This is a genomic window from Nocardia sp. NPDC051911, from assembly GCF_040681035.1.
Lineage (GTDB): Bacteria > Actinomycetota > Actinomycetes > Mycobacteriales > Mycobacteriaceae > Nocardia > Nocardia sichangensis.
The window spans coordinates 68,905-82,289 of record NZ_JBFAXY010000019.1 but is presented as its reverse complement, the minus strand read 5'-3'; the positions used below and the strand labels follow the sequence as shown (position 1 = coordinate 82,289).

At 67.6% G+C, this 13,385-nt stretch carries 9 protein-coding genes; 7 read left to right on the top strand and 2 right to left on the bottom strand.

Annotation, left to right across the window (positions count from 1 at the left end; translation table 11 throughout):
- Window positions 1–14 precede the first annotated feature (14 nt).
- Window positions 15–515 carry a MarR family transcriptional regulator gene (locus AB0L97_RS23115; RefSeq protein WP_364432878.1) on the top strand — a complete coding sequence of 167 codons (501 nt, stop codon included), beginning with the start codon at window positions 15–17 and terminating at the stop codon, window positions 513–515.
- Window positions 516–588: 73 nt separating this feature from the next.
- Here the strand turns inward: AB0L97_RS23115 and AB0L97_RS23110 are convergent, their stop codons facing one another.
- Entirely contained in the window at window positions 589–2,028 is a 1,440-nt protein-coding gene (locus AB0L97_RS23110) for a SpoIID/LytB domain-containing protein (protein ID WP_364432875.1), read from the bottom strand.
- 250 nt (window positions 2,029–2,278) lie between these two features.
- Between AB0L97_RS23110 and AB0L97_RS23105 the strand changes: the two genes are divergently transcribed.
- On the top strand, window positions 2,279–4,792 hold the full coding sequence (locus AB0L97_RS23105; RefSeq protein WP_364432872.1) for an N-acetylmuramoyl-L-alanine amidase: 2,514 nt from the start codon (window positions 2,279–2,281) through the stop codon (window positions 4,790–4,792).
- 444 nt (window positions 4,793–5,236) lie between these two features.
- On the opposite strand, the gene AB0L97_RS23100 is transcribed toward AB0L97_RS23105, so the two are convergent.
- Window positions 5,237–6,076, bottom strand: a complete 840-nt coding sequence (locus tag AB0L97_RS23100; RefSeq protein WP_355073162.1) for an HAD family hydrolase — start codon at window positions 6,074–6,076, stop codon at window positions 5,237–5,239.
- Between the two features lie 155 nt (window positions 6,077–6,231).
- On the opposite strand from AB0L97_RS23100, the gene AB0L97_RS23095 reads away from it, so the two are divergent.
- Genes AB0L97_RS23095 through AB0L97_RS23075 form a run of 5 tightly spaced genes read left to right on the top strand, consistent with a single transcriptional unit; the run spans window position 6,232 to window position 13,369 of the window.
- Entirely contained in the window at window positions 6,232–7,209 is a 978-nt protein-coding gene (locus AB0L97_RS23095) for an ABC transporter permease (RefSeq protein WP_355073164.1), read from the top strand.
- On the top strand, window positions 7,206–8,126 hold the full coding sequence (locus AB0L97_RS23090) for an ABC transporter permease (RefSeq protein ID WP_355073166.1): 921 nt from the start codon (window positions 7,206–7,208) through the stop codon (window positions 8,124–8,126). Before AB0L97_RS23095 ends, AB0L97_RS23090 begins: the two co-directional genes overlap by 4 nt.
- The gene (locus tag AB0L97_RS23085) at window positions 8,123–9,973 is read left to right on the top strand and encodes an ABC transporter ATP-binding protein (protein ID WP_364432867.1); all 1,851 of its coding nucleotides are present in this window, start codon (window positions 8,123–8,125) and stop codon (window positions 9,971–9,973) included. Before AB0L97_RS23090 ends, AB0L97_RS23085 begins: the two co-directional genes overlap by 4 nt.
- A 13-nt stretch (window positions 9,974–9,986) precedes the next feature.
- Entirely contained in the window at window positions 9,987–11,672 is a 1,686-nt protein-coding gene (locus AB0L97_RS23080) for an ABC transporter family substrate-binding protein (protein WP_364432864.1), read from the top strand.
- Between the two features lie 47 nt (window positions 11,673–11,719).
- On the top strand, window positions 11,720–13,369 hold the full coding sequence (locus AB0L97_RS23075) for an ABC transporter family substrate-binding protein (protein WP_364432990.1): 1,650 nt from the start codon (window positions 11,720–11,722) through the stop codon (window positions 13,367–13,369).
- The last annotated feature ends 16 nt before the right edge of the window (window positions 13,370–13,385 follow it).

The following is a 13,385-nucleotide window of genomic DNA, read 5'->3' as shown; positions in this document are numbered from 1 at the left end:
TAGAGAGGAGACTCATGTCCGACGCGGTGGACCTGTTCGGGCGTCAGTGGCAGCGCGAGCGCCCGGACGTCGACGTCTCGCCGATGCACGTCGTGGGCCGGATCCAACGCCTGGCGCGACTGGTCGACCAGGACCTGAAGCGGTTCTTCGGCGAGTTCGGCATGGAGTTCTGGGAATTCGACGTGCTGGCGACGCTGCGCCGCTCCGGCGCCGAAGACGGACTCACCGCGGGCGCGTTGCTCCAAGTCGCCATGGTGACCTCCGGCGCCATCACCAACCGGATCGACCGACTGGAGACCAAAGGACTGGTCGTGCGCAAACCGTGCGCGGAGGATCGCAGGGCCGTCCGGATCCACCTCACCGAGCAGGGCCGCACCCTCATCGACGACCTGCTGCCCAAGCACATGGCGAACGAACAGCGGCTGCTGGCGGCGCTCGACGCCGCCTCCCGCGAGCAATTGGCCGGATTTCTGCGCACACTGGCCGAGTCGCTCGGCGATACGCCGCCGGAGTGAGCAGCCGCCCGGACACCACGACGACGTCCGGACCGGCACCCCGTCATCGAGAGGGCGCGGCAGAGGCCAGCGGTCAAGCGGGCCGAGATCCAGTGACCGGAGGCATGCCCACGGTCTCCGCAGGCGGACCGAGGGGCATCACACCGGCCGATGGCGGAGAACCGATGGCTGGTGCCCCACCGTCAGGCGTGACGGCGCCGGGCTGAGCCATACCGCCCGCTTCGGACCGAAGCGCGGCACCAGGCGCGCTGGGCGGGACCTGCTGCGCCCCAGCGACTTCCGGCACCACCTGCAACATGCGCGAATAGTCCACCACCTGCGCGCCCAGCGTGGGCGTCACGATGATCATGCCGTTGGTGTACATCCGGTAGATCCCCGCACGCTGCGGCAGGATCATCTGCGGTCCGACCGGCGCACCGAGGGAACTGTTCGCACCGCCGATACGGCGGTACTCGGCATCGATCGCCGACTCGGTGACCTCCGCCGCCGACTCGGTGACCGCCGCCTGCGTCCGTGGATCGCCGGCCGGAGCGGTGGTGAGCAGTTCCCCGGGCGCAGGCCCGACGTCCATGGTGTTGATATCCGCCGGTTCCCCACCGCCCGGTGCGGCGGAGTACTCCGTCCGCAGGATCCGGCCTTCGCGCACCAGTACCGCGCCCGCCGTGGCCGCGACGGCGGCCGCCGTCCGCGGGTCCTCCCGCGCGGTACCGGGATACTCCTGGCAGGCCGTCGTGTCGCACGTCTGCGCGTACGGATAACGCTGCTCGGCAAGGGCATACGAGCGGGCCGCGATCGCCTGGGCACGCAGCGCCTCGGCCGCTCCCTTGTCCGCCCAGTCGGGTGGCACCTCGGCCGGGACCACGCCGAGTAGATAGTCCTCGACATCCACCTGGTTGATGGTGCGGGCCGCGCCATCCTCGAGGGCGACGCCGAGGGCGCCGCGGTACGACAGACCACCGCACACCGTGAGATGTTCCGCTACAGGGCGATTCGGACGTGCGTCGATGGGATGAATCCAGGGGTCGTCGGTCGGCGCCCGCCACAGCACCTCACCGTCGCAGCCGACCGTCACCACCACATTCGCGCCGCCATCGGGCAGCGGCGTGAGGTGCGCGGCCTGGCCTGGCGGCAACTCTCGGCCCGCCACTCGCAGGCCGGTGGCGGCGAAGGCGTCGAGCGAGGAGCCGTCCTGTGCCGTGAGGCGGACCCGGACCGGGGTAGGCGCGACGGCGCCGAGCGTCGCGCCGGGATAGTAGTGCGCGAGAATGCGGTCGGCCCCCCACCCCGCTCGGGCGCTTTCGAACGCGCCGACCTGGCTCAAGCCGCGGCCGTGCCCGGGTCCGGCCAGCGGGCGATACAGCGCGTCGACCGGCCGGGCCGGAAGCGCGGCGAGGGCTCCAGCGATCACTCCGGATCCGATGAGCAACAGGGAAGTGCGCACCAGGAGGCCGATCACGCGCCGATGCGGCCGCCTGGCCAGCTCCTGGCTCGTCGATATCGCCTTTACCTGCATTTTTCTGATCTCCGCATACGCGTATTACGATGCATCCGCTCACTCCCACGGTTAACAGATCCGGTAGATCCCCACCTTTTCCGCACGTTTTCCAGACGCGCCAGCAATCATCGAGCTACATTCAGGCAATCACATAATCCTCAACCAGAGGTTTAGCCATGTGACAAATGTGGCTATTGTGACCATTGATACATCAGGAAGTGACCCTTAATCACACATGATCACTGGTACGACCTGATTGGAGACGCTCGTGCGGTACCGCAAACCGAAACGCTCCTACGTGCTACCGGTTGTCACCACCCTCGCGGTAGCTGCCCCGCTCGGCACGCTCATGCTCAGCGATTCGAACGACTACCGCACCGCCACCAACAGCGAGCCGCCCGCCGTCGCGGCCGGACTCGCCGAGGTCGCACTCACGCGCGCGCCCGATATCGTGTTGCCGCTGCGCGAACTCACCGGATTGAGCCTGCCTGATCTGCATCTTTCCGACCTGCGCATGCTGCCGAGCGCCGCGGGCATTCCGATTCCGGACGGGCCGCTGCCACCGGGCGCGCAGCCGCCGGAAGGAATGCGACTACCCAGCTCGAATTCCGTTCAAACCTCCGGTTCGGAATTCACTCCGAGTCAAACGTCCGAAAGCGCGAATTCCCCTGGTCAGCCGATTTCCGGGGCGCCAACGAGCAGTGTGCGCTTCATCGCCGATCCCGCCCGGCTCCAGCCCGGCACCACTCCCGACACCCCCGCGTTGTCTCCCGGTGCGGTGACCCCCGAACTGATGAGCCAGGTGGGGGCGCAGGTGAAGGAACTCTCCAGCGACACCCCGTTCAGCATGGTCGCACTCACCGCGCGCCGACTGGCGGACACCACGGCCACGATCCGTGCCCGCCAGCCCGACGGCACCTGGGGGCCCTGGTACGACACCGAGGCGGTGGACACCTACCGCACCGATCACTCCGGTCCCGGCCCGACCGACGGCACGGAACCGATCTACGTCGGCAACACGAACGCCGTGCAGGTCCTGGTCACCCGTAAGCAAGCAGCTCCGACGATCCAGCCGGTGGCGCAGCCCGGACCCATCGCGGACGACCAGTCGCGACCGGGCGACCCGGCTCCGCACCCCGCCGCGCGTTCCGACGACCCGGCCCAGCAGTCCGCGGACCTGACCGCCGTGCTGATCGATCCCGGTCGGGCCACCGCCGACGGCGACCTGCACAGCGTCGCCGCCGCGCTGCCCGGCGGCGGACCGAGCGTGATCACCCGCGCCCAATGGGGCGCCGACGAATCCATCCGCTGCGACCAGCCGACCTACGACGACCACCTCGGCGGCGTCACGGTGCACCACACCGCGGGCCGCAACGACTACAGCAAGTCCGAGTCGGCGGGCATCGTCCGCGCGATCTACACCTATCACGCGAAGACGTTGGGCTGGTGCGACATCGGCTACAACGCGCTCGTCGACAAGTACGGGCAGGTCTTCGAGGGACGCTTCGGCGGCCTCGACCGCCCGGTGCAGGGCGCGCACGCGGGCGGGTTCAACGAGAACACCTCGGGCGTCGCGCTGATGGGCAACTACGAGTCCGAGCAACCGACACAGGAGGCGATCCAGGCGATCGGCGCTTTCGTCGGCTGGCGCACCAAGATCGCCGGACTCGATCCCAAAGGCTCCACCACGATGTACTCCGAGGGCACCTCCTTCACCTCGTACGCCGAGGGTGAGGCGGTGCGGTTGCCGGTCGTCTTCGCACATCGCGACGTCGGCAACACCACCTGCCCCGGCGACGCCGCGTACGCGCTGATGGACCGGATCCGCGACATCGCCGCAGGCACGCCAGGCGCCTCCGGCACGCACGACAGCCAGGGCGCTCCGCCCGGCGAATCCGAGGTCGCGGGCCTCGCCGCGCTGACCACCAAGCTGCTGAACATGGTGCAGGACAACATCATCGCCAGGCACTGGTCGCAGTCCGGTGGACCTAACGGCCCGCTCGGCGCCGCGCGGTCGGACGTGCTGCCCGCCGCGCAGGGCAGGCAGTACGCGAAGTTCGCCAACGGCTACGTCTACACCGCCGCGGACGGACAGGTCGTCGAGGTGCTCGGCACCATCCTGGACCGCTTCCTGCAACTCGGCGCCGACACGGGCGCGCTCGGACTCCCCCTGCGCAACGCTCACCCGGTCTCCGACGGCCTGCGCGCCGACTTCGAGCACGGCTCGCTGATCCTCAACCAGCTCACCGGCATCGTCACGACGATATGGAAGACCTACAACGACACCTACCAGGAGGAAGTAAGCCGGAACCCGGTCGCGGCGCAGGTGAGCGCCCCGCTCCCGCACCAACCCCCGGCTCCGGCCGCACCGGCGAATGGAGCTCCGGCCACCACGGCTCCGGGTAGCGCTCCGATCCAGAACGGCACCCCCGCCCCGGCTACACCCACACCGGCCAACGGAGCTCCGGCCGTCACAGCTCCGGGTAGCGCTCCGATCCAGAACGGCACCCCCGCCCCGGCTACACCCACACCGGCCAACGGAGCTCCGGCCATCACAGCTCCGGGTAGCGCTCCGATCCAGAACGGCACCCCCGCCCTGGCTACACCCACACCGTCGATCGGCCCGGCACCCGCGGCACGAACCTCACTCGCCCAGGCCCCGGCAGACGCACCGGCATCGACCAGTCCGCCACAGCTACCCCCACAGCACCCCGCCGTACACCCGCCACACGGCCCGGCCCCAGCCGAAGCCGCGTTCCCCGCTCCACCGCAATCACCTTAGGGCTGACGCCACCACCGAGGATTGATCCCGGACAAGTTGCCCCTCTCGGAGCTCGCGCCCCGCGCGGGCTCCGAGTCGTTTCAGGCACATACCCATGGCCGTGTGGGTCGGACATGCCGAAGCCGCGGTCACTCGACCCCGGCAAACCAATCGGCCACCAGATGGCCCCGAACACCCCGTCGGCCCCCTCGGACCCGAACCGCGCGCACCGTTTCCCCGCGTTCCCTGCGCGCACCGTTTCCCCAGGTCGGAGACCAGCGCGCCCAGCCAACCTCAACCACGTCTTCCGAGCGAAGCGAGACCGAGCATCCGCCGTTCGCGGCCCGGCTCGCGTCCGAGCGGCCGCCGCGTAGGCGACGAAGGAGCAAGCGGCGGTCGTTCGGACGCGAGCCATAAGGGGCCGCGAACACCCAGCGCCGCAGGCGCTGGAAAAACAAACACAGCTCACACCCACCAGCGCTCGAGGACGCGCGCGACTCCGTCGTCGGTGTTCGATTCGGCGATTTCGTCGGCCGCGGCGAGGGCTTCGGGGTGGGCGTTGCGCATCGCGACACCGTGGCCGGCCATGGTCAGCATGGGGACATCGTTGGGCATGTCGCCGAACGCGACGATGGTCGATTCGTCCACGCCGAGCCGCTGGGCGACCACCGCCAGCCCCGCGGCCTTGGTGATGCCGGGCGCGGACAGTTCGATGAGCCCGTGCTCGGTCGAGTAGGTGATGTCGGCGCGTTCGCCGATCAGCGGCGCGAGCACCGTGCGCATGTCCGAGCTGCGCGCACCCGGCAGCCGGATCAGCATCTTGATGGCGGGCGCGTCGATGACCTCCTCCCGGGCGACCGAGGTGTCGTCAGGATTGAGCCAGGCGTGCTCGTACTGGGGCGAGCTGACGAACTGGGGCGTCACCGCGTCGTGCGCGCTCTCGCCGACGCGTTCGGCCGCGAGGCCGCAGCCCGGCAAGGCACGTTCGGCGACGTCGGCGAGCCAGGCGAGCGTCGGCACGTCCAACGTCATGCTGACCAGCACCCGGTCGGCGGCGCTGTCGTAGATCACCGCGCCGTTGCCGCACACGCACAGCGGCGCGTACCCGAGCCCCTGCACCACCGGGTCGATCCAGCGTGGTGGACGGCCCGTGGCCAGCACGAACGGCACACCGTCGGCGATCAGGGCGCCCACCGCCGCCTTCGTCCGCGCGGTCACCCGCTCGTCGTGATCGATGAGCGTGCCGTCCACATCGGTGGCGACCATCTTCGGTTTGGGGAGGTGCAGGGGCGTCACCCATTCCATCCTGCCGGACAACCTCCGGCCCGCGCCCGGCCACCGTGCTCGGCTGTGCCCCGGACATGCCCGGATGTCGTGTGGCACGCGCGCCGCGAACCACGTCCTTATGATCGGGGGCTAATACCGACGCTGGCCCGTCCAGCCGAAAGACCAGAGGACTGATGACCGGCTTCCTGCTACGACGCGCGCTCAACTATGTCGTGCTGTTGCTGCTGGCTTCGTTCCTGACGTTCAGTTTGGCGTCCCTGACGTTCCGGCCGCTGGACAGTCTCGAACAACGCAATCCGCGCCCGCCACAGGCAGTGATCGACGCCAAGGCCGAGGAGCTGCACCTCAACGACCCGATCCCGGAGCGCTACATCACCTGGCTGAAGGGCATTCCGCACGGTGACTTCGGCACGACGCTGGCCGGTCAACCGGTCAGCGAGGAGCTGCCGCGGCGGGTCGCGGTGAGTCTGCGGCTGCTGATCGTCGGCTCCCTGGTCGGCACGGTGCTCGGCGTGCTGATCGGCGCGGCGGGGGCGATCCGGCAATACAAGTTCAGCGACTACTTCACCACCGTGGTGTCGCTACTGATCTTGAGCACGCCGGTATTCCTGCTCGCGACGCTGCTGAAATACGGTGCGCTGGAAGTAAACTCGCTCACCGGATCGCAGATCTTCCTCTACACCGGCGAGACGTCGGCGAACAAGATCGAAGGATTCGGGCCGCAACTGCTCGACCGCATCCAGCACCTGATCCTTCCCACCACCGCGCTGGCCCTCGGTGCGATGGCGGGCTACAGCCGCTACCAGCGCAACGCGATGCTCGACGTGCTGCAGAGCGATTTCATCCGCACCGCCCGCGCCAAGGGGCTCACTCGAAGCAAGGCGCTGTACAAGCACGGCCTGCGCACGGCGCTGATCCCGATGGCCACGCTGTTCGCCTACAGTCTCGGCGCCCTGATCACCGGCGCGACGTTCACCGAGAAGATCTTCGGCTGGCACGGCGTCGGCGAGTGGCTGGTCGACTCGATCAACGCCCAGGATCTGTACGTCGTGGTGACGGTCACCGCGTTCGCCGGCCTGGTCGTGCTGGTGTCGGGTCTGCTGTCCGACATCGTGTACGCGATTCTCGATCCAAGGGTGCGTGTGGGATGACCGAAGCCGAGATCATCGTCCAAGGCGCGCCCGAGGTCGCCGCGACCGGGCGGCGCAAGCTGGTCCTGCGGCGCTTCCTGCGCAACAAACCCGCCGTCGCGGGCGGCATCGTCCTCATCACGCTGTTCGTCGTCAGTTTCGCGCTGCCGCCCTTCCTGCCCTACGACTACCAGCAGCTGGACTACACCGCCCTGCTCAAACCGCCGAGCCCGGAACATCCGTTCGGCACCACCCAGATCGGTCAGGACGTCCTCGCGCAGACCCTGCGCGGACTGCAGAAGTCCCTGGTCATCGGCCTGTGCGTGGCGCTGTTGTCCACCACGATCGCCGCCACCGCCGGTTCACTGGCCGGACTGCTCGGCGGCTGGACCGACCGGGCGATCATGTGGCTGGTCGACCTGCTGCTGGTGGTCCCGAGCTTCATCATCATCGCGCTGTTCGCGCCGCGCACCAAGGGCAGCGGTTCCATCCTGCTGCTGATCCTCCTGCTGTCCTGCTTCGGCTGGATGATCTCGGCGCGGATCGTGCGCGGCCTGACGCTGAGCCTGCGTGATCGCGAATTCGTCCGGGCCGCGCGGTACATGGGCGCGCCCACCCGCACGGTGATCCTCAGCCACGTCATCCCGAACATCGCCTCGATCCTGATCATCGACACCACCCTCACCGTCGGCTCGGCGATCATGGCCGAAACGGGGCTGAGCTTCCTCGGTTTCGGCGTGCAGCCGCCGGACGTGTCGCTCGGCTCGCTGATCGCCGCGGGGACCAAATCAGCGTTGACTTATCCCTGGCTGTTCCTGTTCGCAGGTGGTCTGCTGATCATCACCGTGCTGTGCGCCAACCTCGTCGGTGACGGACTGCGCGACGCGTTCGATCCCGGCGCGAAGCGGGCTCGGTCGAAGAAGAAGGCGAAGGCATGACGACGACGACCTCCACCGCGCCACTGCTGGAGATCACCGATCTGCGGGTGTCCTTCCCCAGCGAGGAGGGCCGCATCGACGCGGTGCGCGGCGTCGACTACACGGTCTCCGACGGCGAAGTGCTCGCCATCGTCGGTGAATCCGGTTCGGGCAAGTCGGTGTCCTCGCTGGCGGTGATGGGGTTGCTGCCGGAGCAGGCGCGGATCACCGGTTCCATCCGGTTCCGCGGACGCGAATTGCTCGGGCTGGGCGATCGCGAACTGTCCAAGCTGCGCGGCAGTTCCATCAGCATGGTGTTCCAGGACCCGCTCTCGGCGCTCACGCCGGTCTACCGGGTGGGCGATCAGATCGCCGAAGCCCTGCTGGCGCACGGCAAGGCGAGCAGAGGCGATGCCGCGAAGCGCGCCTTGGAGCTGCTCGACCTGGTCGGTATCCCGGACCCGGAAGTGCGGGCCAAGGCGTTTCCGCACGAGTTCTCCGGTGGCCAGCGCCAGCGCGTCGTCATCGCGATGGCGATCGCGAACGATCCGGCGCTGATCATCTGCGACGAGCCGACCACCGCGCTGGACGTGACGGTGCAGAAGCAGATCCTCAATCTGCTGCGCAAAGCGCGCGACATCACCGGCGCGGGCGTCATCATGATCACCCACGACATGGGCATCGCCGCGACCCTGGCCGATCGGGTCGCCGTCATGTACGCGGGCAAGATCGTCGAAACCGCCACCGCGAGCGCCCTGTTCAACGCGCCGCGGATGCCGTACACCGTTGGCCTGCTCGGCTCGATCCCGCGCATGGACGGTCCGCCGCGGCGACCGCTGATCCCGATCGTCGGCGCCCCGCCCGCCATGCACGCGCTGCCGCCGGGCTGCTCGTTCGCACCGCGCTGCCCGGTGTCGATCGGCGAATGCCGGGCGGCGGAACCGCCGCTGGAGGCAGTCGAACCGGGTCATACCGCCGCCTGCATCCGCACCGCCGAGGTCGGCACCGACGAGCTGTTCGACGCCTATCGGCGCGAGATCGCCGAGCCGGAGGCCGAAGCGCAGGTGGAGTCGGACGTCGTTTTGCGGGTTTCGGACCTGGTGAAGGTCTTCCCGATCACCTCCGGTGTGGTGCTGCGCCGCCGCAAGGGGGAGATCAGGGCGGTCGACGGCATCAGCTTCGAGGTCCGCGGCGGGCGCACCTTGGCGCTGGTCGGTGAGTCCGGCTCCGGCAAATCGACCACGCTCACCCAGATCCTCGATCTGGTCCCGCCGCAATCGGGCGCAATCGAGATCATGGGCAACGACGTCGGATCCCTGAGCAAGGCGCGCAAACGGGAGATCCGCCGCAAGATGCAGATCGTCTTCCAGGACCCCACCGCCTCCCTCGACCCCCGCCTGCCGATCTTCGACGCCCTCGCCGAGCCGTTGCGCATCGACGGGCGGCCGCGCGCCGAGATCGCCCGCCGGGTACCGGAACTGCTCGAAAAGGTGGGTCTGCGCCCGGAACACTCCGACCGTTACCCCGGCGACTTCTCCGGCGGCCAGAAACAGCGCATCAGCATCGCCCGCGCACTCGCGCTGGACCCGGAGCTGCTGGTGCTGGACGAACCGGTCTCCTCGCTGGACGTCTCGATCCAAGCGGGTGTGCTGAACCTGCTACGCGACCTGCAGACCGAGCGCGGCCTCTCCTATCTGTTCGTCTCACACGATCTGTCCGTGGTGCGAAACCTGGCCCACGACATCGCGGTCATGTATCGCGGGAAGATCGTGGAGTACGGCCCGGCGGAGCAGATTTTCGCCGCCCCGCAACACGAGTACACGCGGGCGCTGATCGACGCGGTGCCGGTGCCGGCAGTCAGCAGATAGGTAGGAGGGCGCGATGCGGATCCGTTTCGACCGAATGCGGTGGACCGCGGGCTTGGCGGCGATCGCACTGATCGCCGCGGGCTGCGCGGCCGGCGCCGACGAATCGGCCGCGGGCCTGTCCGACGCGCTCGGCACCACCAGCGACATCAACCCGAAGAACCGCGACGAAGTGCGCGAAGGCGGCAACCTACGGCTGGCGGTCACCAGCTTCCCGGCGAACTGGAACACCCTGTCCAATGACGGGAACGACGGCGAGATCGCCGATATCGAGCGCCCGCTCATGCCGCGCGCTTTCGACGTCGACGCGGCGGGCAACCTCACCGTGAACAAGGACTTCTTCACCGATGTCGCGCTGACGGGCACCAATCCACAACAGGTCACCTACACCATCAATCCCGCAGCGGTCTGGTCCGACGGGACGCCGATCACCTGGGAGGACATCGCCGCGGAAGCGCACGCGCTCAGCGGCCGCGACAAGCGCTTCTTGATCGCGATCACCAACGGCTTCGAGTTCGTCGAGAAGGTCGAGCGCGGAGTGGACGACCGGCAGGCGGTCCTCACCTTCAACCATCCCTACGGCGAATGGCGCGGACAGTTCGCGGGCAACTCCTCGCTTTTCCCGAAGTCGGTGACGGCGAATCCCGAATCGTTCAACAAGGGACTCGTGGACCGGCTCGGCCTCAGCGCGGGTCCGTTCGTCGTCCGATCCACCGACCGCGTCCAGGGCCGGATCGTGCTCAGCCGTAATCCGAAATGGTGGGGCGAGGCACCGAAGCTGGACACCATCACCTACAGCGTGCTGGATCAGGCGGCCTGGGCGGCCGCCTTGCAGAACAACGAACTGGATCTCGTCCGGCTGACCTCGATCGACGAGGTCAAGACGGTCCGCAATACCAATGGGCTGGTGATTCGCCGTGCGCCCGGTAATCGCTGGCGGCACATCACGTTCAACGGCGCGCCCGGCTCCATTCTCGCGGACGCGCGCGTGCGCGCGGCGATCGCGAAGGCCATCGACCGGCAGGGCATCGCGACGGCGACCCAGAACGGTCTGGTCGAGAGTCCGAAGCCCTTGAACAACCATATCTTCCTGCAGGGACAGGACGGATACCAGGACAATTCGGCCCCGGTGGCCTACGACCCCGACCAGGCGGCACGGGAACTCGACGCGGCCGGCTGGAAGCTCAACGGTGACGTCCGCGAAAAGGACGGCCGCAAGCTGGAAATCCGCGACGTGATGTACAACGACCCACTGTGGGTGCAGATCGCGCAGATCATCCAGCAAAATCTGGCCCGGATCGGCGTGCGGCTCACCATCGACACCAAGCCCGGGGCAGGTTATTTCACCGACGTCATCATTCCCGGTGATTTCGACGCCGCACAGTTCATCTTCTCCGGTGACGCCTTCGCGATGAGCTCGATCCGGCAGATCTACTACTACGACCCGAACGACCTGCAGGGCAACTACGGCCGCATCGGTTCTCCCGAACTCAATGCCCTGATCGAGCGCACGCTGACCGAACTGGACCCGAAGAAGGCGATCGAACTGGCCAACGAGGTCGACCGGAAGGTATTCGAGGAAGGACATTCCCTGCCGCTGACCCAGTCCGACGGCAGTTTCGGAGCCCGCGCGGACCTCGCCAATATCGGCTCCCCGGGCCTGGCGTCGTACGACTACACCAAGATCGGATTTGTGAAATGAGACCAGCACAGCCCACCCGCAATCGCCGAAGGCAGGCACGCAACGTGATGGTTCGGGCGCTCACTGTCGGCACGGCGCTCGCACTGCTGGTCGGCTGTGGCGCGGGCGGCAGCGAAGTGAAGTCGGGTTCCAACGCGATCGGATCGACCAACGACATCAATCCCCGCGAGCCGAGCGAATTGCGCGACGGCGGCAACCTGCGTCTCGCCATCACCAATTTCCCCCCGACGTTCAATTCGCACCATGTCGACGCCGACGGTGACGTCGCCGAGGTGGTCGACTGGACGTTGCCCGGGCCGATCACGTCCGATGCCGCCGGAGAGTTGTCGATCGACCACAACTTCTTCACCGACATCACGCTGACCGAGACCAACCCGCAGCGGGTGGTCTACACCATCAACCCCAAGGCGGTCTGGTCCGACGGCAGCCCGATCACCTGGGAAGATTTGCGGTCCCAGGCAGAGGCGCTGAGCGGCCGCAACACGGAGTACCGGGTCTCCGCGACCCAGGGCTACAGCCGGCTGGCCAAGGTCGAGCGCGGCGTCGACGACCGTCAGGCAATCGTCACCTTCGCGCAGCACTACGCGGAGTGGCGGGGCTTGTTCAGTCAGCTGATGCCGAAGGAATCGACCGCTACGCCGCAGGCGTTCAACGAGCGCGACCGCAACGGGCTCGCCAAGTCGGCGGGACCGTTCGTGATCACCACCGTCGACCGGGCACGACAACGAATAGTGCTCAGCCGCAATCCGAAATGGTGGGGCGAGACGCCGAAGCTCGACACTGTCACCTACAGCGTGCTCGACTATTCGGCCCGCCTCAACGCCTTGCAGAACAACGAACTCGACGCCATCGATGTCTCGGGCATCGAGGAGGTCAAGTCCGCGACCAACTCACCGGGCATCATCGTGCGGCGTGCCTCGCGTCCGTACAACTCGCACATCACGTTCAACGGCGCCCCTGGGTCGATCCTCGCGGATCCGAAGTTGCGCGTGGCGATCGCGAAGGGCATCGATCGTCAAGGCATCGTCACCGCGCTGCAGAACGGGATCGTGGAGAACCCCAAGCCGCTGAACAACCACATCTACCTGGACGGACAAAAGGGCTACCAGGACAACTCCGCGGCGATCGCCTACAACCCGGACGAGGCGGCCCGGATGCTGGACGAACTGGGCTGGAAACTCAACGGTGACGTCCGCGAGAAGGACGGACGCCAGCTGGTGATCCGCGACGTGATGTTCCAGCAGGACACCTCGGTGCAATTGGCTCAGATCATGCAGCAGAATCTCGCGCGGATCGGGGTGAAACTGCTGATCCAGACCTACCCCGGCAACGGCCTGTTCACCGATGTCATCGACCCCGGCAACTTCGACATCGCTCAGTTCAGCTGGTCACGAAGCATTTTCCCGCTCGGCGCGCTGCCCCAGATCTACGCCTACGATCCGGCGAACACGCTCAGCAACAAGGGCCGGATCGGGTCGCCCGAACTGAACGATTTGATCGAGCAGACCATCTCCGAACTCGACCCCGAGCGGGCGATCGAGCTGGCGAACAAGGCCGACCGGATGATCTTCGACCTCGGCCACTCGGTGCCCATCGCGCAATCGCCCGGCAACGTGGCCGTCCGGGAGGGCCTGGCCAACTACGGAGCTTTCGGGCTGGCTTCCACGGATTACCTCCGGGTGGGCTTCGTGAAGTGAGCCGGTCCGTAGGACG